This is a genomic window from Pseudoalteromonas sp. Of7M-16, assembly GCF_022347805.1.
Lineage (GTDB): Bacteria > Pseudomonadota > Gammaproteobacteria > Enterobacterales > Alteromonadaceae > Pseudoalteromonas > Pseudoalteromonas luteoviolacea_F.
On record NZ_JAKRFY010000033.1, the window covers coordinates 37,965 to 60,228 of the forward strand.

Below are 22,264 nucleotides of genomic sequence, written 5' to 3' on the forward strand. Positions count from 1 at the left end.
AGTGCCTTATCTCATAGCGCTGATTTGAGTCCCATGTACCAAATAAATATAAAAGCCAACTATGCAAAAATATGACATCAAAACCTTTCAAGGGTTGATCCTGGCTTTACAGGACTATTGGGCACAGCAAGGCTGTGTAATTGCACAACCACTGGATATGGAAGTTGGTGCGGGCACATTCCACCCGATGACTTTCCTGAAATCAATTGGCCCAGAACCAATGTCGAGCGCGTATGTTCAACCATGTCGTCGCCCAACCGACGGTCGTTATGGTGAAAACCCGAATCGCCTTCAACACTATTATCAATTCCAAGTTGTACTGAAGCCATCACCGGACAACATCCAAGAGCTTTACCTTGGCTCATTAGAGGCATTGGGTATTGATACTTTGACCCACGAAGTGCGCTTCGTTGAAGACAACTGGGAATCGCCAACACTAGGTGCTTGGGGTCTAGGTTGGGAAGTGTGGTTAAATGGTATGGAAGTGACACAGTTCACTTACTTCCAACAAGTTGGTGGCATCGAATGCTCGCCAGTGACAGGTGAAATCACCTATGGTTTAGAGCGTTTAGCCATGTATATACAAGGTGTCGACAGCATCTATGACCTTGTTTGGACAGATGGTCCTATGGGTCGCGTTACTTATGGTGACGTGTTCATGCAAAACGAAATTGAGCAATCAACTTATAACTTTGAATATGCGGATGTAGACGCGTTATTCAACCAGTTTGATCAGTGTGAAAAAGAAAGCCAAAAATTGATAGAGGCGGGCTTGCCATTACCTGCTTATGAGCAAGTAATGAAAGCTTCTCACGCATTCAACTTACTAGATGCCCGTCACGCAATTTCTGTGACAGAGCGTCAACGATATATTTTGCGTGTACGAGCATTATCTAAAGCCTGCGCGCAATCATATTTTGAAGCTCGTGAAGCACTTGGTTTCCCGCTTTGTAAGGACTGATCATGACAACTGAAAATTTACTAGTAGAAATTGGTACTGAAGAGTTACCACCAAAAGCATTGCGCAAACTAGCAGAAGCATTTGCTGAAAACGCAGCAGCAGAGATAGATGCACTAGAGCTGGCTCACCAAGGCGTGAGTTGGTATGCATCACCTCGTCGTTTAGGTATCCAAGTAAAACAACTTGAGACACAGCAAAAAGATAAAACTGTAGAGAAGCGTGGTCCAGCAATTAAAGCGGCATTCGACGCCGATGGCAACCCAACTAAAGCTGCACAAGGCTGGGCACGTGGCTGTGGTATTGAAGTTAGCGAAGCTGACAAGCTTGAAACAGAAAAGGGTGCGTGGCTGCTTCACAAGGCAACCGTAAAAGGTCAGCAAGCATCTGAGTTACTGAGTGATGTGATTGGCAAAGCACTTGCTAAGTTACCTATCCCGAAACCAATGCGCTGGGGAGCAAACAAAACACAGTTTATTCGACCTGTTCACACTGTTGCTGCGTTACTTGGTAATGAAATCATCAAAGGTGAAGTGCTTGGTAAACAGATCAGCAATGAGTTGCAAGGACACCGTTTTCATCATCCTGAGCGTATTACACTTGCCCATGCAGATGAGATATTTGACACGTTAAAGCAAGCATATGTTGTCGCTGATTACGAGGTGCGTAAAGCGCAGATCCGCACTCAAATTGAAACCGAAGCTGCAAAGCTTGGCGCCATAGTTGCGATGGATGAAGAGCTGCTTGAAGAGGTTACATCATTGGTTGAATGGCCAGTGACACTGACAGCGTCATTCGATGAAGCTTTTCTATCGGTGCCTGATGAAGCGCTTATTTATACGATGAAAGACGATCAAAAATATTTTCCGCTGTTGAACGACAAGGGAGAACTAATCAACAAGTTCTTATTTGTATCAAACATCGAGAGCAAAGATCCAAGTGTTGTGATCTCGGGCAACGAAAAAGTGGTTCGTCCACGTTTAGCGGATGCGCAGTTCTTCTTTGAAACGGATAAGAAGAAAACTTTAGAAAGTCGTTTAGAGTCTTTAGGTAGCGTATTATTCCAAAAGCAATTGGGCACTTTAAAAGATAAATCTGAGCGTATCGCAGCATTAGCGGGTTACATTGCAAAGCAATTGGGTGCAGATGAATCTTTGGCACAAAGAGCTGGCTTGCTGAGTAAAACAGACTTGATGACTGAGATGGTCATGGAGTTCACTGATGTGCAGGGCGTAATGGGTATGCACTATGCGCGCATCGATGGCGAGGCTGAAGAAGTTGCAGTCGCGCAAAATGAACAATACATGCCGCGTTTTGCTGGTGATGCGTTACCTTCAAACCCAATCAGCTTTGCAGTTGCACTAGCTGATAAGTTCGATACTCTTGTGGGAATTTTTGGGATTGGTCAAATTCCAAAGGGTGATAAAGACCCATTTGCACTTCGCCGTGCTGCCATTGGCGCATTGCGTATTATGGTAGAGAAAGAGCTACAACTTGATATCTTAGATATCGTGGCAAAAGCACAAACACTGTTTGGCGATAAGCTGACGAATGATCAGGTCGCTGAAGATGTGTTTGAATTCATGCTGGGACGATTCCGCGCTTGGTATCAAGACGAAGGGATCGGTGTTGATGTTATCCAAGCTGTGTTGGCTCGTCGTCCAGCTCAGCCAGTTGACTTTGATCGTCGTGTCAAAGCAGTTAGCCACTTCCGTACACTCGATGAAGCAGAAGCACTTGCCGCTGCCAATAAGCGTGTAAACAATATATTGGCGAAAAATAACGTCACGAGTGATGCTGCGGTATCAACAGAGTTATTGGTTGAAGAAGCTGAAAAGCAACTTGCAGAGCAGGTTGCTGCGTTGACTGAAGAACTTGCACCAGTCTATGCGCAAGGTGATTACCAGCATGCATTAACACGTTTGGCGAGTTTGCGCGAAGCGGTAGATAACTTCTTTGATAATGTCATGGTAATGGCAGATGATGAAGCTACTAAGAACAACCGCCTTGCATTGTTAAGTCAGCTAAGCCGCCTGTTTTTAAATACTGCAGATATTTCAGTATTACAAAACTAAGTGTATTGACTAAACATATTAAGCCAGCACATGCTGGCTTTTTTTATTTAGGATGATAGGTGAGAAAATTGCAAAAAACGATAGCTTTATCAATCTTAGGTGTACTGGGTTTAGTTGGGTGTACTTCGCCACAAATAAGTGGGCAGTCAAGCACACAAGTTTCAACGCCCGTTGCAAAAATGATAGACCGACCAATGTATTTACGTGGTGATTTTAGTCTTTGGGATGCTGAAGAGATTTACCAGCTTCAGCCTCAAGGCGATGGTACTTATTCAGTACGTGCACGATTTATGAGTCCAGGCAAGGTGCATGAATTTAAAATAGCCGATGGGTCATGGAGCCAAGGCTACAATTGTGGTTATCGATTCCAAAGTGTTTTAAAGCTTGGTCAACCACAGGCTGCTGATTGTCACACCATCTACAATTACTTTAGTTTTATCCCAGATAAAAAAGGTTGGTTTCGTATCACGTTTGATTATCGAGAGCCTAAAAAGCCAATGGTATTAATCCAGAGAGATTAACATCAATCTATGATCGCTCATACTTGTAAAGTGTATAGCTGCAACGCTTAGCTAGCACCGTGCTTTTGGCTCGAATTTACGGGGGCATAGGGCTTCTGAGTTAAAACGGCAAGTATTCACTTGCCGCAAAATTGGTAACTGTTATTCAGGCTTACAAGGATAATCACGAGATGCACAATTGTGCACAGACTCACCCAATACGACATGGTCTTTACCGCCGGCGATGGCATTTGTTTGTGCAGGTTTAATTGCTTGTAGATCTAGGTTTTTAATTTTTTTTGTTTTGAGTTTTAATTTCATACTATATTTCCTTTTACTTTGTTGTTTACCTATTTTGTAAACTACCTTATTACTCCATGAAATAATTCATTGTGTGTTTTTTATTACTATTTTGTTTCATTTGTGTTTATTCTCAGTTGTTGGTACTCGAGACTGGGTGAAGCAAAAGGTAGTAACAGTGTGTTCGATTAGCTCGGCTGTGGAGCACGTGAGTGCCTATTGTTTAACTTATGAGAAGTGGTAGATAACTACTTTGATAATGTCATGGTAATGCAGGTGATTAAGCTGTTAAGTCAGCTAAGTCGTCTGCTTTTAAATACTGCAGATAAATAGATTAGTGACTGAATGGTTTTTTTATTCATCCTGTCTATGAATTACAAAACCTCGAGACCATGGTATTTATTGCGTGAGAGTAGCGTTTATGAGTCTAGGAAAAGTGCAGGAATTCAAACTAGGTGACTAATCGAAGCAGGATATAACTTTGGTTGTATATTTGATGGATGATTGCTGGTGGTAGACCTAAACTAGCAAACTAACTACTTCAACCTTTCTCCCTAATAAAAAAGGGGGGGGAAAGCACACTCGATATCTGTAGTAAAAAGCACCTCACTTGTCTAATTTGACATAAAAACATCAAAAATATCAAGGTGTATAAAAGATAAGTGACAGAAAGGGCTGCAAATACAGTTTTATGATGGGAATGTAGTGAGTTCAGCTTCAATGCAAAGCTACTTGCCCTTTTTTAACAGGTATCGATAAGGTGATGAATCTATCTCTTTCGCGACTAAGGTATGATCCATAAACTCGCAGAAGCTGGGTATATCTCGAGTAGTTGATGGGTCGTCTGCCAATATCAATAACGTTTCGCCATGATTCATCTTTCTAACCATACCTCTGATCATCATAACGGGCTCAGGACAGCGCAGCCCGACGGCATCTAAGGTATGATCTGTATTATCAAAATTCATAAAGCGCCTCTGGCCAATATCAAAACATCTATTCTAACGTGGTACATACGCCGATTTAAAGGGGTTAATTTAAAATGTTGCGGATTCTTTGACGTAGGATAGATAATAAAAGGCAAAGCCACTGTTCATGACTTTGCCTTGGTCACCAAGTTGAAATTGGCTATGACAACAAGCGTGTTAGCTCACGCGCTCAAATACTGTCGCAATACCTTGTCCTAAACCTATACACATTGTAGCTAAGCCATATTTGGCATCTTTCTCTTCCATGATATGAATGAGTGATGTGCTGATCCGCGAGCCTGAACAGCCAAGCGGGTGGCCCAGTGCAATAGCCCCACCATTTAAGTTCACTTTTTCGTCTGCGACGTCGAGTAGACCAAGATCTTTCATGACTGGTAGCGATTGGGCTGCAAATGCTTCATTGAGTTCAATTACATCTAAGTCTTCGACACGGATCCCTGCTTGCTTCAGAGCTTTTTGGCTGGCAGGTACTGGACCATAACCCATAATTGAAGGATCACAACCGGCAACTGCCATTGATTTAACTCGAGCCCGAATAGTCAAACCAAGCGATTTGGCTTTGCTTTCGCTCATGACTAACATTGCAGATGCGCCATCTGACAACGCAGAAGATGTACCCGCAGTCACTGTACCACTGGCCGGATTGAATACCGGACGTAGCTGGCTTAAACCTTCAAGGCTAGTTTCAGGGCGGATCACTTCATCATGTTCTACTAATACAGGAGCGCCGTTTTCGTCATGTCCTTCGGTCGGTAAAATTTCTTTTGCAAAACGACCTTCAACACTTGCCGCATGTGCACGTTGATGTGAACGTACCGCAAATGCATCTTGCTGCTCTCGATTAATGCCGTGAAGCGTTGCAAGATATTCAGCGGTTAGACCCATGACGCCAGCAGCTTGGGCTACCGAGGTTGAGAGGCCTGGGTGAAAGTCTACGCCATGCGTCATAGGGACATGGCCCATATGCTCGACACCACCGATAAGGTAGGTATCACCAGCACCGGTCATAATTGCGCGGGCAGCATCGTGCAGTGCTTGCATTGAAGAGCCACAGAGTCTGTTTACGGTAACAGCAGGTACAGAGTGAGGAATACCAGCAAGAAGCGCAGCGTTACGAGCCACATTAAAACCTTGCTCTAGTGTTTGTTGCACACAGCCCCAATAAATATCATCAATGGAATCTGGCGCAACTTGCGGGTTACGATCGAGTAAACCTTTCATAAGGTGTGCACTTAGATCTTCGGCACGACGATGTTTAAATACACCACCTTTGGAGCGACCCATAGGGGTACGAATACAATCTACGATAACTGCATGTTCCATGTTACTGGCCCTCCACTTGATAGAACACTTTGCCTTCTGCCGCCCATGCGCGTGTTTGCTCAGACACCTGATAGATTTCACCTAAGTTGGCATATTTGTCTGCCATAGCAACAAACTCACTTAATCCCACTTGGTCTAAGTAGCGGAATACACCGCCTCTAAATGGAGGGAAACCAATACCATAAATTAATGCCATATCAGCCTCTTGTGGCGAAGCGATAATGCCTTCTTGCAAACACAAGAGTACTTCATTAATCATCGGAACCATGCAGCGTTCGATGATCGTTTGCTTGTCAAATTGCTGTGCGTCATCACAAATTTGGGTTAATAGTGCAAGGGCTTCAGGATCTTTGCTTTTCTTCAAGCGACCTTTTCTGTCTGGTGCGTATTGATAAAAGCCTTTTTGATTTTTTTGTCCAAAGCGCTCTGCATTAGCCAGCAGGGCAACAGGGTCTTTATCTTGGCGTGCCATACGTGTCGGGAAGCCATCCGCCATGACACCTGTACAGTGGTTTGCAGTATCTATACCGACAACATCGAGCAGGTAAGCTGGGCCCATTGGCCAACCAAACACATTTTCCATGACTTTATCGATTTGGCTGAAATCAGCCCCTTCGACGACTAACTTGCTAAATCCAGCAAAGTAAGGGAATAGGACCCGATTTACAAAAAAGCCTGGGCAGTCATTAACAACAATTGGTGATTTACCAAGCTTAAGGGCATAGTCCACAACAGCAGCAACGGTGTCATCTGTGGTTTTTGCACCACGGATAATTTCAACCAGTGGCATTTTAGGTACTGGATTAAAGAAATGCATACCACAGAAGTGCTCAGGGTTTTCAAGTGCTGTGGCCAACTCGTCAATGCGGATAGTCGAGGTATTTGAAGTCAGTACTGTGCCTTTAGGTAGTTGTTTCTCTAACTCTGCCAGTACGGCTTTTTTAATTTGTGGGTTTTCGACAACAGCTTCAACTATGATGTCTGAGTTTTCTAAATCACGCTCGTTTAACGTGGGCTTAATTTTTCCAAGCGTGGCGACCATCTTCTCTGTTTTCATATGACCGCGCTTTACTTTTTTGCCCAATAAACTAGCGGCTTCACCCATGCCTAAATCAAGCGCACCTTGATTAATGTCTTTCATGACAATCGGTGTACCTTTGTACGCAGATTGGTAAGCGATACCGCCACCCATAATTCCTGCGCCTAATACCGCGGCTTGTTGAATATCAAGCTGGCTGGCTTTTGCTTGTTTTTTTGCAACACCTTTAATGTACTGATCGGCCAAGAAGATACCTGTTTGCGCAGCTGCTTCTTTGGTTTTAGCAAGTTTAGCAAAGTTAGCGTTTTCAATTGCCATAGCTTCAGCACGGGTATGGTTCGCTGCTGCCTTGATGGTTTTAACCGCCATCACGGGCGCAGGGTAATGGCCTTTGGTTTTAGCCAAGACCATGCCTTCAGCCATTGCAAAGCTCATACCTTGTTCCACGCGATTCATTTTCAGTGGTTCAAGTTTAAGCTGGCGCTTTACTTGCCAGTTCAGCTTACCATCAATGGCCTGTTGTAATGTTTTAGTGGCGGCATCGAGGAGCTTGTCAGCTTCAACAACTGCATCTAATGCACCCACTTTGAAGGCATCTGGCGCGCGGTTTTCTTGACCTGTCGAAATCCAAGTCATGGCGTTATCGGCACCGATAATTCGCGGCAGTCTCACTGTGCCACCAAAACCAGGCATGATCCCAAGCTTGACTTCTGGCAAGCCAATTTTAGCATTTGGTGTTGCGATACGATAATCAGTAGCAAGTACCCACTCACAACCACCACCAAGTGCTAAGCCGTTTATAGCTGACAAGGTTGGAAATGGTAAGTCTTCAATTGCATCGAAAACGTCGGTCGCTTCTTTGATCCAAGTGACGAGCTCTTGCTCAGGGCGATTGAAGGTTGGTAAAAATTCATAGATATCGGCACCAACAATAAAGTGGTCTTTATCACTGGTAAAAATTAGGCCTTTTACATCATCACGTGTGCTGAGTTCAGCTAGTGCTTTGGCACAATCTTGTAGGGTTTGCTGAGATAGTTTGTTGACCGAACCGGGTAGACAAAACTTAAACTCAGCGATGTTGCCTTTGCAAAAATCAACGACAAAGGACTCGCTCTTGATTAACATACTTGTTCTCCGTGACACTGGTACGATGAGTTGTCATTTCATCCAGTGTGGCGTCTTTATTTGAAAATTGCAATGAAAAATTTACCGCAGATTTACTGTAAAGCATAAATTGGGATGTTAAGGTGGCTAAGTGCATAGATTGGGCTAAGGTGTTTTAAGGTTTGCGCATTCAGTTTATTTAAACCTTCAATCATGCATAACTTGATTCGAGCAGAGCTAGCGCTCAGCTTCTCTCTGCTATTAAGCAGTAAAGTTAAGGAATGAACTCAGTGTATTGTATTTAAGTCATGATATTAAAAATATGCTGGGTCAAGATATACAACGCATTTATGTAAAGCATAGGTCGCCATGAAATTACGGATCTCTCGGTTTTTTAGTACGGGTATGTGCGCTTTTTTCACTTTGTTAAGTGCCCAAGGGTACGCGCAAAAGCCCCATCAAGATTTTATTCAAGCAGAACGTGTTGCTTGGTCAGGAAACTATAAGAAATTTAAACAAACGCTCGACGAACTCGATCACCCTTTGAAACCCTATGTTGAGATGACATTCTATAAACGTCATCCAAAACTAAAGTATCAAGAAGAGATTTCACGCTTTTTATCTGTTTATGATCACACGCCGCTAGATTGGCCGCTTCGTAAAAGCTGGCTGAACTATTTAAAGCGCCGCGGTAAAAAAGCACTATTTATTGAGCATTATCAAGACACCAGTAACGCAGAACTAAAATGTACTTACTTGCAATTTCAATTGGATTTGGGGGCACCTAAAAAAGCTATTTTAGATCAGGTAGCGCCATTGTGGGTGGTAGGAAAGTCTCAACCAAAAGCGTGTGACAGGCTTTTCTCCCAGTGGCAAAAAGCTGGGTATCGTGACCAAGCGTTAATTTGGGAGCGCATTACCAAGGCGGCGCAGGGCGGGCAGACGTCATTGATAAAATACCTCAAAACCTTATTACCAAGGCGAGAGGCATATCTCGCCGACTTATACGTGGCTGTACGCAGAGATCCCAGTGCATCAGCGGGGCTATATCGCTATAAAAATCGCAATCAAAAGGAAAGTGAAATAGCGGTATATGGTGTGCGCCGATTGATTTGGCGCGATCCTAAGTTGGCACTACGTGCGTGGGATAAGCTACAGGGGATGTTTGAGTTCAGTCAGGCGCAAAAAGACAGTGTCGCATATCGATTTGCCTTGGCGCTGGCATCAAAGGGCCATGAAGAAGCTCGATTCTGGCTAAATAAAGTACCCGCTGAGCAGCAAGACGTTAAGTTACGCCAGTGGCTAATGAGTAACATGTTAAAAGAGCAAGATTGGGCTGGCATAGCAGCGCTTTTTACTGGTATGGACAATCTAAGCAATGGGCAGACCTATTGGCTCGGCTATAGCTATTTCAAACGCGGTGACAATGCTAAGGCAACCGCGCTGTGGCAGGAATTGGCGACAAAGCGAGATTACTACGGCTTTTTAGCCGCTGCACGATTAGATTTACCCCCTTCAATGAATACTCAGTCTCTGGATGTCAATGAGCAAACCTTGGCGAGTGTGTCTCAAGCTCCTGGCTTTAAACGAGCAAAAGCCTTGTATGAGCTCGAACGCTTTACACAAGCGCGCAGAGAATGGAACTATCTAACCAATACATCCAGTACCGAAGAAAAGCTTGCAGCATCAATGCTGGCTGCTGAATTAGATTGGTACGATAGCACTATTTATACCTTGGCACAGATCAAGGCATGGAACTATGTTGATCTGCGCTTTCCGATGGCATTTGATAACTTGTTTGAACGTTATAGTGAAAGAAACCGTGTCGATTTAGCATGGAGCTATGCCGTTGCTCGTCGCGAGAGTAGCTTCGCTCCTGATGCTAGATCTTCGGCTGATGCTTACGGTTTGATGCAACTTTTACCGAGCACAGCAAGATATGTAGCGAAAACGCGAGTGTCTAAAAAACAACTGATGAAGCCTGCGACGAATATTCGCCTTGGCACGGACTACTTGGAGTATTTGAAGCGTAAAACCAAAGGGAATGAGATATTGGCGACAGCGTCATACAATGCGGGTTATCACCGCGTAAAACGCTGGATCCCCAGTGAAGCGATGCCGGCAGAACTATGGATCGAACTGATCCCCTATCGAGAAACTCGAGATTATGTCAAAAATGTCATGGCATATCGTCAGGTATATCACACTAAATTAGGACGGGAAGGGAATGTATTGGCAGGGATCTTGGATATGAATATAGGCGGCAAACGTTAAATATGGCTGTTAAAGCAGTCGCTTCAAAGGGTTGGCATGGCATCGTTTTTGCGACGGTGCTATGTTAGACTCAGTTATAAATAATTTGAATAAATATGGGTACACTGTGGACACATTAGCAAACTTGTATGCAGAGCATATCACCACGCTTCAGGCGCGCACAAAAACCATCGTTGAACGTGAGGGCTTAGATGGTCTTGTCATTCATTCAGGCCAAGCTAAACGTCAGTTTTTGGACGACATGTATTATCCATTTAAGGTTAACCCTCAATTTAAAGCCTGGTTACCGGTCATCGATAACCCGCACTGCTGGCTGGTGGTTAATGGCACAGATAAACCCAAATTGATTTTCTACCGTCCTGTGGATTTTTGGCACAAAGTGCCTGATGAACCAAGTGACTTTTGGGCTGACTATTTTGATATTACGCTATTAGTGCACCCGGAGCAGGTCGAAAAATTACTCCCTTACGACAAAGAAAAGTTTGCTTATATTGGTGAGTATTTAGAAGTTGCACAAGCATTGGGCTTTGGGCAAATGAACCCAGAGTCGATAATGAACTATTTGCACTATCATCGTGCATACAAAACCCAATATGAAATGACGTGTTTACGTGAAGCAAATCGAATCGCTGTACTTGGCCACAAGGCGGCAAGAGATGAGTTTTATGCGGGAGGCTCTGAGTTCTCTATTCAGCAAGCTTATCTGAATGCAACATCACACATGGAGAATGATACTCCTTACGGTAATATTGTTGCTCTGAATAAACATTGTGCGATTTTGCACTACACGCATTTTGAACGTCAGGCGCCGAGCGAGCACCTGTCATTCCTTATCGATGCCGGCGCAAACTTTAACGGCTATGCATCAGATATTACGCGAACATATGACTTTGCAAAGCAGGGTCAGTTTGCTGAAATGGTCGATGCCCTCAATCAACATCAGATAGCGCTGGGTAATGCACTTGAGCCAGGTAAATTGTACGGTGACCTACATATTGATTGCCACCTGCGCATGGCACAGATCCTAGCGGACTTCAAAGTGGTTAATCTAAGTGCTGAGCAAATCGTAGAGAAGGGTATTTCTTCAACTTTCTTCCCGCATGGGCTTGGGCATCATATTGGATTACAAGTGCATGATATGGGAGGGTTTATGGCAGATGAACAAGGCACACATCAAGCGCCGCCTGAAGGTCACCCATTCCTGCGTTGTACAAGGCGTATTGAAGCGGGCCAAGTGTTTACCATTGAGCCAGGTTTATACTTTATAGACTCTTTGCTTGGTGACTTAGCGAAGAGCGAGCATACTCAGCATGTAAACTGGGACAAAGTTGAGGAATTCAAACCTTATGGCGGGATCCGTATTGAAGATAACATTATTGTTCACCAAGACCGCTTAGAAAATATGACACGAGCGTTGAACTTAGACTAATCATCAAAGTTTATCTTTTTACGAGTGAATGGCCACTCAAGCTGTTTTATCAAGAGGAGTCGTGAGGCTCCTTTTTGTTAGAAAATAATTTATGTCTGAATATAAAATCCCCACTGAAACCATCTCTCATCACGAAGAGATTAAAAAAAGTACTTTTTTGGTACATGTCGCGCATACGCCTACTGTTGAAGCCGCCAAGGCATTTATTCGCAGCATTAATGAGACATACCCCGATGCGCGTCACAATTGTTGGGCGCACGTGGCAGGTGCTCCTGGGGGGAGTCATGTATTGGGCTTCTCTGATGATGGTGAGCCAAATGGGACTGCTGGCAAGCCTATGTTGAATGTCTTAATGGGTTCTGGCATCGGTGAGATTACGGCGGTGACAACGCGTTATTTCGGTGGCATTAAACTTGGTACAGGCGGGCTGGTTCGCGCTTATGGTGGCACACTCAATAATGCTCTAAGTATATTGCCTACAACTTTGAAAGTACCCGCAGCGCTGTTAGTCGGCAACTCCGACTATGCACTGCAAGGGGTAATAGAACAACATTTGGCTAGCCAATATCAAATATTGAGTATTCAGCATGAGTTTACAGCAAACATTGGTTGGAGAATTGAAATTGACGCACGTGAAGCTAAAACGGCAATAAAGTCTATTTTCGATCTTACCCATGGCAGTGTGGCCATGAAGATACAAAAGTAATTGCTTTGTAGGGTAATGAGGTTTACTAACGTCTAAGTGTATAAGACAATCAGATCTAATCATAACAACAAGCGATCTGCGTTATGCAATTTCGTACCATCATAAAAATACTCGGTCAATTAGTCGCACTGTTTAGCTTGACTATGGTACCACCGGCACTGGTCTCTTTGATTTACAAAGATGGTGGAGGTGTACCATTTGTTTTGGCCTTTATCTTTAGCGTTTTAATTGGCTTAATGGCCTATTACCCAAACCGCAAAGAACGCGGAGAACTCAAAGCCCGCGAGGGCTTTTTAATCGTGGTTTTATTTTGGTTAGTACTGGGCTCGTTTGCATCGGTCCCACTGATCTTCCTCGATGAACCTAACTTATCCTTTGCTGATGCCGTTTTTGAAGCCTTTTCAGGGCTGACAACGACAGGCGCAACTGTTTTGACCGGGATTGAATACTTACCCAAATCGGTGCTGTTTTATCGTCAGCAATTACAATGGCTCGGCGGTATGGGGATCATTGTACTCGCGGTTGCTGTGCTGCCTATGCTTGGTGTTGGTGGCATGCAGCTCTATAGAGCTGAAACACCGGGTCCAGTCAAAGACTCAAAAATGACGCCGCGTATTGCCGACACCGCAAAACACCTTTGGTATATTTATGTGGCGTTAACTGCGGCATGTACACTGGCGTATAAGGTTGCGGGCATGGGGTGGTTTGACGCTATTTGCCATGCTTTTGCGACCATTGCCATCGGTGGTTTTTCTACGTATGACGCGTCGATTGGTCACTTTGATAGCCCGATGATTAACTTTATCTGTGTGGTGTTCTTGCTCATTGCGGCGATTAATTTCTCGCTGCATTATGCGGCGGTGGCAAGTCGCAGTGTGCGAGCATATTTACGCGACCCTGAGTTCAAAGTCTTTCTGTTTATTCAACTGGCGCTGGTGGTAATTTGTTTTGCGGTATTATCCTCAAATCAGGTGTATAGCGATGGTGATGAGACGTTAGATCATGCTTTATTCCAAGCGGTTTCAATCAGTACTACTGCGGGATTTGCGACAGATAGCTTTTCCGCTTGGCCGTTATTTTTACCAATTTTATTGATTTTCTCGAGTTTTATTGGTGGCTGTGCAGGGTCAACTGGTGGGGGCATGAAAGTCGTGCGCGTATTCTTACTTTATCTACAAGGGATCCGGGAGCTAAACCGCTTGGTACACCCCAGAGCGATTTACTCGATAAAGTTAGGGAGAAAAGCGTTACCAGACAAGGTTGTTGAAGCTGTATGGGGTTTTTTCTCAGCTTATGCCTTGGTATTTGTGATCATTATGATAGCACTCCTCGGTACTGGGCTTGATAACATTACTGCGTTTTCCGCGACTGCTGCGTGCCTAAACAACTTAGGTCCCGGGTTAGGTGATGTAGCGGCCCACTATGGAGATATTACAGATACAGCTAAATGGATATTAACTCTGGCCATGGTGTTTGGTCGTTTAGAAATATTTACTCTCCTAGTGTTATTTACTCCTACATTCTGGCGTGGCTAAACTGACCACTTGCCTGTTTATTTTACCAAGGCGAGAAATGCCTTGGTAAAATAATCTTGTTTAAACTTCTTTTAAATGACGCCCCGCCCAAAAGTCTGACTGCGCCAGTGCAAACCCATTATCTAGTGTGAAACCGCACTAGAAAGTTAAAGTTTTTGTCTGTGGAGACGATAATTCATAGTAATTGTGCGATGGCGTCATAAATTGGCGTCATACTGCTAAAATAAACAATGGAAGCGTTAGAGGTATTTGGCATGACTATAAATGAGCTGGCAGAAAATCGTTTGCAGGTATTACAGATGCGAGCGGGCAGTATTGTAGATATGGAGATTGTATTGCCAGCAAATCGCAAACGGATAAAAACCGAGTTTGTAGGAGCACTTGAAAACCAGTTTATCATTCTTAACCAACCTAGCCATCAACGCTTAGGTGCTGCTTTGGACTATGTCAAAGAAGGCACTGAAGTGATTGTTCGCGCTTTGCCTGAGGAAGGAGAGGGGCAAATTATCGCATTTAAAGAGACCATTAAAGCGGTGACGACTCATCCAGCTCGACTCATCTATCTTTTTTATCCCAATGAGGTTCAAACTTATAAGCTGAGAGCACAAACTCGCATTCCGACTTTGATCCCTGCGGTACTCAGTGTTGAGGGGAAAAGTGAGGTGGGTGTGATCAAAGACATCTCATTGGCTGGCTTGATGTTTGATGTACAAAAAACGCATTTGCCGGATGATTTAAAAGAGCTGACCTGCGAGATTTTAATCGAAGGAAAAGGTGCACAAAAATCGACGTTGACTGGTAAAGTTTGCCGTGTCAAAGAAAGCAATGAAGACACGGTCTCATTGGGTATACACCTAGAAAGTCAGGATGAAAAAGTACAGGCAATATTAAAAGACTATTTGATTGATATTTCTGCGCTGGGCCACGAATAATAGATGGTGGATGATGGCATTATGGTGTAAAACCGGAAATGCCATAAAGCACCAATTAAACAAATAGTGCACTGACTTGGAAGAGCTTTTCTACAACGCCAATTTGCTTTTTATCAATCAAGAACATGATCACATGGTCGCCAGATTCAATAACAGTATGGTCGTGCGCGATCAGTACCTCAGAATCCCGAACAATGGCACCTATGGTTGTGCCATGGGGCAATTTAATATCTCGGATCGCCCGTCCCACGACTTTGGACGTATTTTCGTCGCCGTGTGCAACAGCTTCGATGGCCTCCGCCGCGCCCTTACGAAGAGAGTAAACGTTGACAATATCACCGCGGCGCACATGTGTCAGTAGTGCTGAAATAGTGGCTTGCTGCGGCGAAATGGCAATGTCTATTTCGCCCCCTTGGACGAGGTCAACATACGCACTACGCTGGATAAGCACCATCGTTTTTTGAGCTCCCATGCGCTTTGCGAGCATAGCAGCCATAATATTAGCTTCATCGTCGTTAGTGACAGCGATAAAGACGTCCACTTGCTCAATATGTTCCTCAGAAAGTAGCTCTTGATCAGAGGCGTCACCACAGAAAACAACGGTATTGTCTAGCATCTCAGAAAGTTGAGAAGCACGGCTGTGATTGCGTTCAATGAGTTTAACACTATGGTTTTTCTCCAGTGATCGAGCCAAACCTGCACCGATATTACCACCGCCGGCAATCATAATTTTTTTGTATGACTGCTCAAGTTTTTGCAGCTCATTCATTACGGCGCGAATGTGCTTTGTTGCGGCGATAAAAAACACTTCATCATCTGCTTCAATAACTGTGGTGCCTAGGGGCTTGATAGCTTTGCCCTGACGGTAAATTGCCGCCACTCGAGTGTCTACGTTAGGAATATGTTCTTTCAAAGCTGAGAGTGCATAGCCAACTAGTAGACCACCGTAATAGGCTTTCACGGCGACTAAAGAGAGCATGCCATCGGCAAACTGCAGTACTTGTAATGCACCAGGATAATCAATTAGGCGGCGAATATACTTGGTCACCAGTTGCTCAGGAGCAATATAATGATCGACAGGTAAATCGTCGTTATGAAACAATTTTTCGCGATAGTCCAAGTATTGCTCGGAACGGATCCGAGCAATTTTTGTGGGCGTATTGAAAATACTATAGGCGACTTGGCAGGCAACCATGTTCACTTCATCTGAACTGGTTACGGCAATGATCATATCAGCATCTTCGGCACCTGCCTGCCTGAGCACTTCAGGGTGGGCACTGTGTCCATTGACACCTTGCAAATCATACTTGTCTTGTAACTCTCGAAGGCGTTCACCATCGATATCGACAACGGTAATTTCGTTTTGTTCACCGACTAAGTTTTCTGCGAGGGTGCCGCCGACTTGCCCAGCGCCTAAAATAATGATTTTCATAGCTCAAACTTACAACGATTATTGTTTTTGTATCTTGGCGTAATAGAAGCCGTCCGTGGTACCTGGCAACAATTGTAAGCCGGGTTTTTCAATCTTATCTTCAGAGTGCAGTGCAATATGTAGCGCATCACCAGTACGATTTAAGAAAGCGCTGATCTGCTGGTGGTTTTCTTGCGGCAGTACTGAGCAAGTGGCATACACTAAGGTTCCACCCGGCTTAAGCAGTGGCCAAATCTCATCGAGTATTTTAGCCTGCAGGGCTGCCAACTCATCGATGTCAGTCGCTCGTCGTAGCCACTTTATATCTGGGTGGCGGCGGATCACACCTGTTGCTGAGCAAGGTACATCCAGGAGGATACGATCAAATAATTCGCCTTGCCACCAATTGTTCGGTTCGTCTGCAAGGCCATGCACACAGTCTGCTTCTAAAGAGAGCCTATTGAGGTTATCTGCCACACGTTCCAAGCGTTTTTCATCGGCATCTAAAGCGGTTACTTTGGCATCTGCGAGCTCTAAAATATGGCAAGTTTTACCGCCAGGTGCTGCGCAGGCATCGAGAATGTTATCGCCATCTTGTGGTGCTAATAATCGCGCTGCCATTTGCGCCGCTGCATCTTGAACTGAGCATGCGCCCTGCGCAAAATCAGGTAGCTTTGTGACATCGACTGGGTGCGTTAGTAGAATGCCGTCTTCGTATTCATTGTAAAGCGTATGGTCGATCTCAGCTTTATCAAGGCGTGCAGAATATGCTTGAGCATGATCGTGGCGCTGATTGACTCGCAACCACATTGGGGCTTGCTTTTGGTTTGCTTCAAGGATCTCAGTCCAAGAATCAGGATAAGCGGCTTGTAGCTTTTTAATGAACCAACTTGGGTGATTATACTGACATACTAAGATGTCATTGGCACTTTGTTCTAGGGTTGTTTGCTGGCGTTGAAAGTTACGCAGCACCGCATTGACTAGGCCTTTCATGCCGGGCGCACCCAAAGGTTTTAGCGCGTTCACCGTTTCTGCAACTGCGGCATGTGCAGGAACACGCATATGCTGAAGCTGATAAATTCCCACGTATAGCAAAAACTGAAAGACCCTGCGCTTACCGCGCAAAGGTTGCTCTAGTAATTGCTGGCAGTAGTTTTCAAGGCTAGGTAAATAACGCAGTACGCCGTAACATATTTGTTGAAGCAACGCACGGTCCTTTGGCGGTAGCTTTTGGCTAGCATAAGGAAGTTGTGTACTGAGCGAGTTGCCTTTATCAACCACTTGGAATAGCGTTTGTGCTGCTAGTGCGCGTACATTCGCCATTATGCACCCACCTTGTTACCAGGAGTAACCCAGTCAGCACGACCGTTTAAAAAGTCTTGTGCAGACATTGGTTTTTTCCCTTGCGGTTGCAACTGGGTTATTTGTAAAGCATGGGTACCACACGCAATAACGATACCTTGTTTATCTGCACGCAATACAGTGCCAGCTTCCCCTTGCATGTCGATGACATCGGCCTGCCAGATTTTTACTGTTTGAGACTGCATTTGTGTAAAACACATAGGCCAAGGGTTAAACGCACGAATGTTTCGTTCAATTTGTGTCGCGTCCATATTCCAGTCGATATCGGCTTCTTGCTTTGACAGTTTTTGTGCATAATTTGACAATGCATCATCTTGTACCTTCGGTGTTACTTCACCGGCTGCCAAATTATCTAGAGTTTCAACTAACGCTGATGGGCCCAACTCCGCCAGTTTTGCATACAAGCTGGCACTGGTTTCATTTACGTCAATTGGACAGGTGGCGATATGTAGCATATCTCCTGTATCTAATCCTTCATCCATCTGCATGATGGTCACACCGGTTTCTTTATCACCAGCCCAAATTGCACGTTGGATAGGGGCTGCGCCTCGCCATCTAGGCAAAATGGATCCATGTACATTGAGGCAACCTAACTTAGGCGTTTCAAGGATTGCTTTTGGTAACAAGAGACCATAGGCGACAACAACCATGACATCTGCGTTTAGCGCAGCCAATTGTGCAGCCGCTTCCTCATTTTTGAGTGAAGCAGGTTGAAGAACGGGCAGTTCATGTTCTAAGGCGAGTGTTTTTACTTCACTGGCTTTAAGTTTCTTCCCGCGACCAGCTGGTTTGTCTGGTGTGCTGTAAACTGCAACGACTTCGTGATGAGAGTCGAGCAATGCTTGAAGGTGGCGTGCAGCAAAATCTGGCGTGCCCGCAAATACTATACGCAAAGGGTTATTCACGAATAAATTGTCCAATTAATAAATAAATGATTATGCTTTTGCCGCAAGGCGGGCTTCTTTTTCTATTTTCTTTTTAATGCGCTGGCGCTTAAGTGGCGACAAGTAATCAATAAAAAGTTTGCCTACTAGGTGGTCTAATTCATGTTGCACACAATTAGAAAGCAGCTCTTGTGCGTCAAACTGATATTCCTCACCGTGCTCATTAAGTGCTTTGACTGTGACTTTTTCAGCGCGATCTACTTTTGCATATGAATAAGGGACAGACAGACATCCCTCTTCGCACACCATGTTCCCCTCAGATGCGATAATCTCAGGGTTTATTAATACGTACGGCTCGTTGCGCTCTTCTGAAACATCGATGACCACAATACGTTGATGAATATCAACTTGTGTTGCTGCTAAACCAACACCATTTTCATCATACATAGTCTCTAACATGTCTTTGACGATTTGACGAATTTCATCATTTACTTCTTCAACGGGCTTTGCAATTGTACGCAAACGCTCATCTGGAAATTTAAGCACTTCTAACTTTGCCATGGATACCTTTTACAGTCGTTATAAATGGGGTAATGTATGCTCTTATTTTAGCCATTCACGTTCCCCTTTAACAGGTTTTGGTGGATAATATCTAAAAATAACTCAAGGAATTCGGAATGAAATCTCAAATTGCAGCCTTAATAATGGCAGCTGCAGCTGTATTCCCTGCTATTGCCGACACATTAACGGTTAAATCTGATGCGCCCAAGCGATATGTTGTGAAAAAGGGGGATACGCTTTGGGATATCTCGAGTTTATATTTGAATAGTCCATGGAAGTGGCCTGAGTTATGGCAGCAAAACCCTCAAATTAATAATCCACATCTAATTTATCCTGGAGATATTTTATCTCTCGGGGTAGATGAGCATGGGAATCCGGTATTAATTATCGATAAAGGGGTAAGAAAACTATCCCCGAATGTGCGTATCATCGAGGCAAAGGGGTCGGCAATCCCAACTCTGCCTCTGTCATTGCTTGAGCCATATTTGAGCTACGATCAGGCCCTTGATAAAGGGGATATTGACGCCTTTCCAATCATTTTGGGTTCTAATAAAAACTTTAAAATGAGTGTGACAGGGCATCTTTTGTATGTGAAGGGTGACCTAACTCGTGGCGGTAATTATGGTATTTATCGTCAAGGCAAGCCTTACAAAGACGGTTTACGGACTTTAGCATATGAAACCATGCTGGTGGGCACTGCCCGCGCACTTGAGACGGGTGATATCGCAGACGGGGTGCCAAGTACGGTTAAAGTTGAAACCGTTAAGCGAGAAATTAAAGCTGGTGATTTTGTAATGCCATTATCTCAGGGGCAAGATCACAAGGCCAACTTTAAAATGAGCAAACCAAGCCAAGGCGTTGAGGGCGAGATAATTGCCAGTAGCAATCAGCACAGGGAATTTGGTCCGATGTCGGTAGTTGTGCTTAATGTTGGCAGTAAGCAGCGGTTAGTAGAAGGCAATATACTCGATATTTTTCGTCAATCTCCAACAGTTGTAGAGCGTGACGGCACACCAAAGTATATCGAAGACTCAAGCAGTTTGGATAAACTGATTGGCGATGTCGGTTCGTGGTTTGGAGAGGGAAATAGTGAAAATAGTACGGTATGGCATATGCCGAGCGAAAAAGTCGGCGAGCTGATGTTATTTAAAGTCTATGACAATATTAGTTACGCAATGGTTTTGAAAACATCACATCCTATCCAAGTAGGAGACAGCGTAACGAATTGATTAATCAATAGCTCAAGGAGGGAGCATGACCACAATATCATTGCGAGAGGCGCTAGCACTTCACCTTTGTAGGGGGTTGGGAGTGAGTACTATTTTGGCGCTACAACAAAAAGTCCCTCTACCTGATCTTTTTACATTATCAAAAGCTGATCTTTGCCAGCTCGGGCTCAACGAAAAACTGGCGCAGCAATTAAGCACCACAGACTGGTCTAACGTCGATCGGATCATTGAACAGTGCAGAGCCTTAAATATTCATGTCATTCATTACTTTGATGAACAGTATCCCACTGCATTGACACATATATGTAGTCCACCTTGGTTACTATTTTGTCGAGGTAATAGAGCGCTACTGCATCAACCCCAAATAGCCGTTGTTGGCAGTCGCAGTGCCTCCCGCATGGGAAAAGAGGTTGGCTATGATTTTGCACGCCAATTAGGGGAGGCTAATTTTGTAACGACGTCCGGGATGGCGCGGGGAATTGACGGAGCGGCACACTGTGGCGCACTGAGTACGTCGCGCGGTACCATTGCTGTGATGGGCACAGGAGCGGATGTCATTTACCCAAAACGACATACTGAATTATATTGGCGCATTGTTGAACAGGGGCTCATTGTGAGTGAGTTTGTGCCTGGAACTTTGCCTCATGGAACTAATTTTCCTCGGCGGAATCGAATAATTTCAGGGTTATCTTTGGGAGTCCTGCTGGTCGAAGCTGAAATAAAAAGTGGTTCACTGGTGACTGCACGATATGCGATAGAACAAAATAAAGAAGTTTTTGCTATTCCTGGCTCGATACGTCACAGTCTATCCGAGGGGTGTCACTTTTTGATCAAGCAAGGCGCCAAGCTCACTGAAAATGTCAGTGATATTATCGAAGAGGTGAGCTTTTTACCCGAAAACAGTCTATATATTATAGAAAGTGAGAGAAAACAGGAGACTTGCCCCGTTTTGCAAAATCTCGGTTATGAGGTAACTGACGTCGATACCTTAGCACTGAGGACCCAGTGGCCAGTAGAGCAGGTACTTGCCAGACTATTGGACTTAGAGCTTGAAGACAAAGTAGAACGTGTATTAAACGGCTACATCAAATTAGCGAGGGGTTAAACATGTTTGATATCCTGATGTATTTATTTGAGAACTATATTCATAGCGAAGCGGATATCTTCGTAGAGCAAAATCAATTAACAGACGAATTAGTAGGTGCAGGCTTCGACCAAGCTGAAATATACAAAGCATTGGACTGGTTAGAGCAGCTTGCCGATCTTCAACACAGTGATGAGTTTCCTTATCTCAATGCCAAACCTGACTCTGCGATACGTATTTATACTCAAGAAGAGTGCCGTGTATTAGATGTTGAGTGTCGTGGTTTTTTAATGTTTGTAGAACAAATTGGTGTGATAGATTGTACAACAAGAGAAATGGTCATTGATCGAATGCTGGCGTTAGAAAAATCATCTATCTGTCTTGACGATTTGAAGTGGGTGATATTAATGGTGCTATTTAACGTGCCAGGTAAAGAACATGCATATGCTCAGATGGAAGATCTAATTTTCGAGCAACCATCAGGGTTATTGCATTAACAGGTTTACGGCATCTTTGAGAGATCAAAATGCCGTATCAAATCAATGCTAGTTCAGTACTTCCTCTAAGCT

The 22,264-nt window shown here is 44.3% G+C and carries 19 protein-coding genes; 11 read left to right on the forward strand and 8 right to left on the reverse strand.

Annotated elements, in window-relative coordinates; translation table 11 throughout:
• The first annotated feature begins 61 nt into the window (after positions 1 to 61).
• From glyQ to MHN81_RS24440, 3 genes are read left to right on the forward strand one after another with little or no spacing between them, the layout of a single operon-like run.
• Positions 62 to 961 carry a glycine--tRNA ligase subunit alpha gene (gene glyQ / locus MHN81_RS24430; protein ID WP_023400960.1) on the forward strand — a complete coding sequence of 300 codons (900 nt, stop codon included), beginning with the start codon at positions 62 to 64 and terminating at the stop codon, positions 959 to 961.
• Between the two features lie 2 nt (positions 962 to 963).
• Positions 964 to 3,033: a glycine--tRNA ligase subunit beta gene (gene glyS, locus MHN81_RS24435; RefSeq protein ID WP_023400961.1), complete on the forward strand. Its 2,070-nt coding sequence runs from the start codon at positions 964 to 966 to the stop codon at positions 3,031 to 3,033.
• Positions 3,034 to 3,092: 59 nt separating this feature from the next.
• On the forward strand, positions 3,093 to 3,554 hold the full coding sequence (locus MHN81_RS24440) for a hypothetical protein (protein ID WP_239426997.1): 462 nt from the start codon (positions 3,093 to 3,095) through the stop codon (positions 3,552 to 3,554).
• A 141-nt stretch (positions 3,555 to 3,695) separates the two neighbouring features.
• Here MHN81_RS24440 and MHN81_RS24445 read toward each other — a convergent pair whose 3' ends face one another.
• The 4 genes from MHN81_RS24445 to fadB all read right to left on the reverse strand — a co-directional run bounded on the left by MHN81_RS24445 (position 3,696) and on the right by fadB (position 8,309).
• The gene (locus MHN81_RS24445; protein ID WP_023400963.1) at positions 3,696 to 3,854 is read right to left on the reverse strand and encodes a hypothetical protein; all 159 of its coding nucleotides are present in this window, start codon (positions 3,852 to 3,854) and stop codon (positions 3,696 to 3,698) included.
• 707 nt (positions 3,855 to 4,561) lie between these two features.
• A complete protein-coding gene (gene tusA, locus MHN81_RS24450) occupies positions 4,562 to 4,801 on the reverse strand; it encodes a sulfurtransferase TusA (RefSeq protein WP_023400964.1) in 240 nt (79 codons plus the stop codon).
• 177 nt (positions 4,802 to 4,978) lie between these two features.
• Positions 4,979 to 6,145 carry an acetyl-CoA C-acyltransferase FadA gene (fadA, locus tag MHN81_RS24455; protein ID WP_023400965.1) on the reverse strand — a complete coding sequence of 389 codons (1,167 nt, stop codon included), beginning with the start codon at positions 6,143 to 6,145 and terminating at the stop codon, positions 4,979 to 4,981.
• Position 6,146: 1 nt separating this feature from the next.
• Positions 6,147 to 8,309, reverse strand: coding sequence for a fatty acid oxidation complex subunit alpha FadB (fadB, locus tag MHN81_RS24460; protein ID WP_239426998.1), 2,163 nt, complete (start codon positions 8,307 to 8,309; stop codon positions 6,147 to 6,149).
• 384 nt (positions 8,310 to 8,693) lie between these two features.
• Here fadB and MHN81_RS24465 point away from each other — a divergent pair, with 384 nt between their 5' ends.
• The 5 genes from MHN81_RS24465 (at position 8,694) to MHN81_RS24485 (ending at position 15,164) form a co-directional block, all read left to right on the forward strand.
• Positions 8,694 to 10,562 carry a transglycosylase SLT domain-containing protein gene (locus tag MHN81_RS24465; protein ID WP_239427005.1) on the forward strand — a complete coding sequence of 623 codons (1,869 nt, stop codon included), beginning with the start codon at positions 8,694 to 8,696 and terminating at the stop codon, positions 10,560 to 10,562.
• A 106-nt stretch (positions 10,563 to 10,668) separates the two neighbouring features.
• A complete protein-coding gene (pepQ, locus tag MHN81_RS24470; protein WP_239426999.1) occupies positions 10,669 to 11,991 on the forward strand; it encodes a Xaa-Pro dipeptidase in 1,323 nt (440 codons plus the stop codon).
• A 91-nt stretch (positions 11,992 to 12,082) separates the two neighbouring features.
• Positions 12,083 to 12,697, forward strand: a complete 615-nt coding sequence (locus tag MHN81_RS24475; RefSeq protein ID WP_023400969.1) for a YigZ family protein — start codon at positions 12,083 to 12,085, stop codon at positions 12,695 to 12,697.
• Between the two features lie 83 nt (positions 12,698 to 12,780).
• Positions 12,781 to 14,232 carry a TrkH family potassium uptake protein gene (locus MHN81_RS24480; protein WP_023400970.1) on the forward strand — a complete coding sequence of 484 codons (1,452 nt, stop codon included), beginning with the start codon at positions 12,781 to 12,783 and terminating at the stop codon, positions 14,230 to 14,232.
• A 254-nt stretch (positions 14,233 to 14,486) separates the two neighbouring features.
• The gene (locus tag MHN81_RS24485) at positions 14,487 to 15,164 is read left to right on the forward strand and encodes a flagellar brake protein (protein WP_023400971.1); all 678 of its coding nucleotides are present in this window, start codon (positions 14,487 to 14,489) and stop codon (positions 15,162 to 15,164) included.
• 55 nt (positions 15,165 to 15,219) lie between these two features.
• On the opposite strand, the gene trkA is transcribed toward MHN81_RS24485, so the two are convergent.
• From trkA to def, 4 genes are read right to left on the reverse strand one after another with little or no spacing between them, the layout of a single operon-like run.
• A complete protein-coding gene (gene trkA, locus MHN81_RS24490) occupies positions 15,220 to 16,596 on the reverse strand; it encodes a Trk system potassium transporter TrkA (RefSeq protein ID WP_039611126.1) in 1,377 nt (458 codons plus the stop codon).
• 18 nt (positions 16,597 to 16,614) lie between these two features.
• On the reverse strand, positions 16,615 to 17,898 hold the full coding sequence (gene rsmB / locus MHN81_RS24495) for a 16S rRNA (cytosine(967)-C(5))-methyltransferase RsmB (protein ID WP_239427000.1): 1,284 nt from the start codon (positions 17,896 to 17,898) through the stop codon (positions 16,615 to 16,617).
• On the reverse strand, positions 17,898 to 18,842 hold the full coding sequence (gene fmt, locus MHN81_RS24500) for a methionyl-tRNA formyltransferase (RefSeq protein WP_023400975.1): 945 nt from the start codon (positions 18,840 to 18,842) through the stop codon (positions 17,898 to 17,900). The genes rsmB and fmt overlap by 1 nt, the downstream gene beginning before the upstream one ends.
• A 30-nt stretch (positions 18,843 to 18,872) precedes the next feature.
• Entirely contained in the window at positions 18,873 to 19,382 is a 510-nt protein-coding gene (gene def / locus MHN81_RS24505; protein ID WP_023400976.1) for a peptide deformylase, read from the reverse strand.
• A 116-nt stretch (positions 19,383 to 19,498) separates the two neighbouring features.
• Here def and MHN81_RS24510 point away from each other — a divergent pair, with 116 nt between their 5' ends.
• Genes MHN81_RS24510 through MHN81_RS24520 form a run of 3 tightly spaced genes read left to right on the forward strand, consistent with a single transcriptional unit; the run spans position 19,499 to position 22,192 of the window.
• Positions 19,499 to 20,611, forward strand: coding sequence for a LysM domain-containing protein (locus MHN81_RS24510; RefSeq protein ID WP_239427001.1), 1,113 nt, complete (start codon positions 19,499 to 19,501; stop codon positions 20,609 to 20,611).
• Positions 20,612 to 20,636: 25 nt separating this feature from the next.
• Positions 20,637 to 21,716: a DNA-processing protein DprA gene (gene dprA / locus MHN81_RS24515; protein WP_239427002.1), complete on the forward strand. Its 1,080-nt coding sequence runs from the start codon at positions 20,637 to 20,639 to the stop codon at positions 21,714 to 21,716.
• Between the two features lie 2 nt (positions 21,717 to 21,718).
• The gene (locus MHN81_RS24520) at positions 21,719 to 22,192 is read left to right on the forward strand and encodes a DUF494 family protein (protein WP_023400979.1); all 474 of its coding nucleotides are present in this window, start codon (positions 21,719 to 21,721) and stop codon (positions 22,190 to 22,192) included.
• Positions 22,193 to 22,264: the final 72 nt, after the last annotated feature.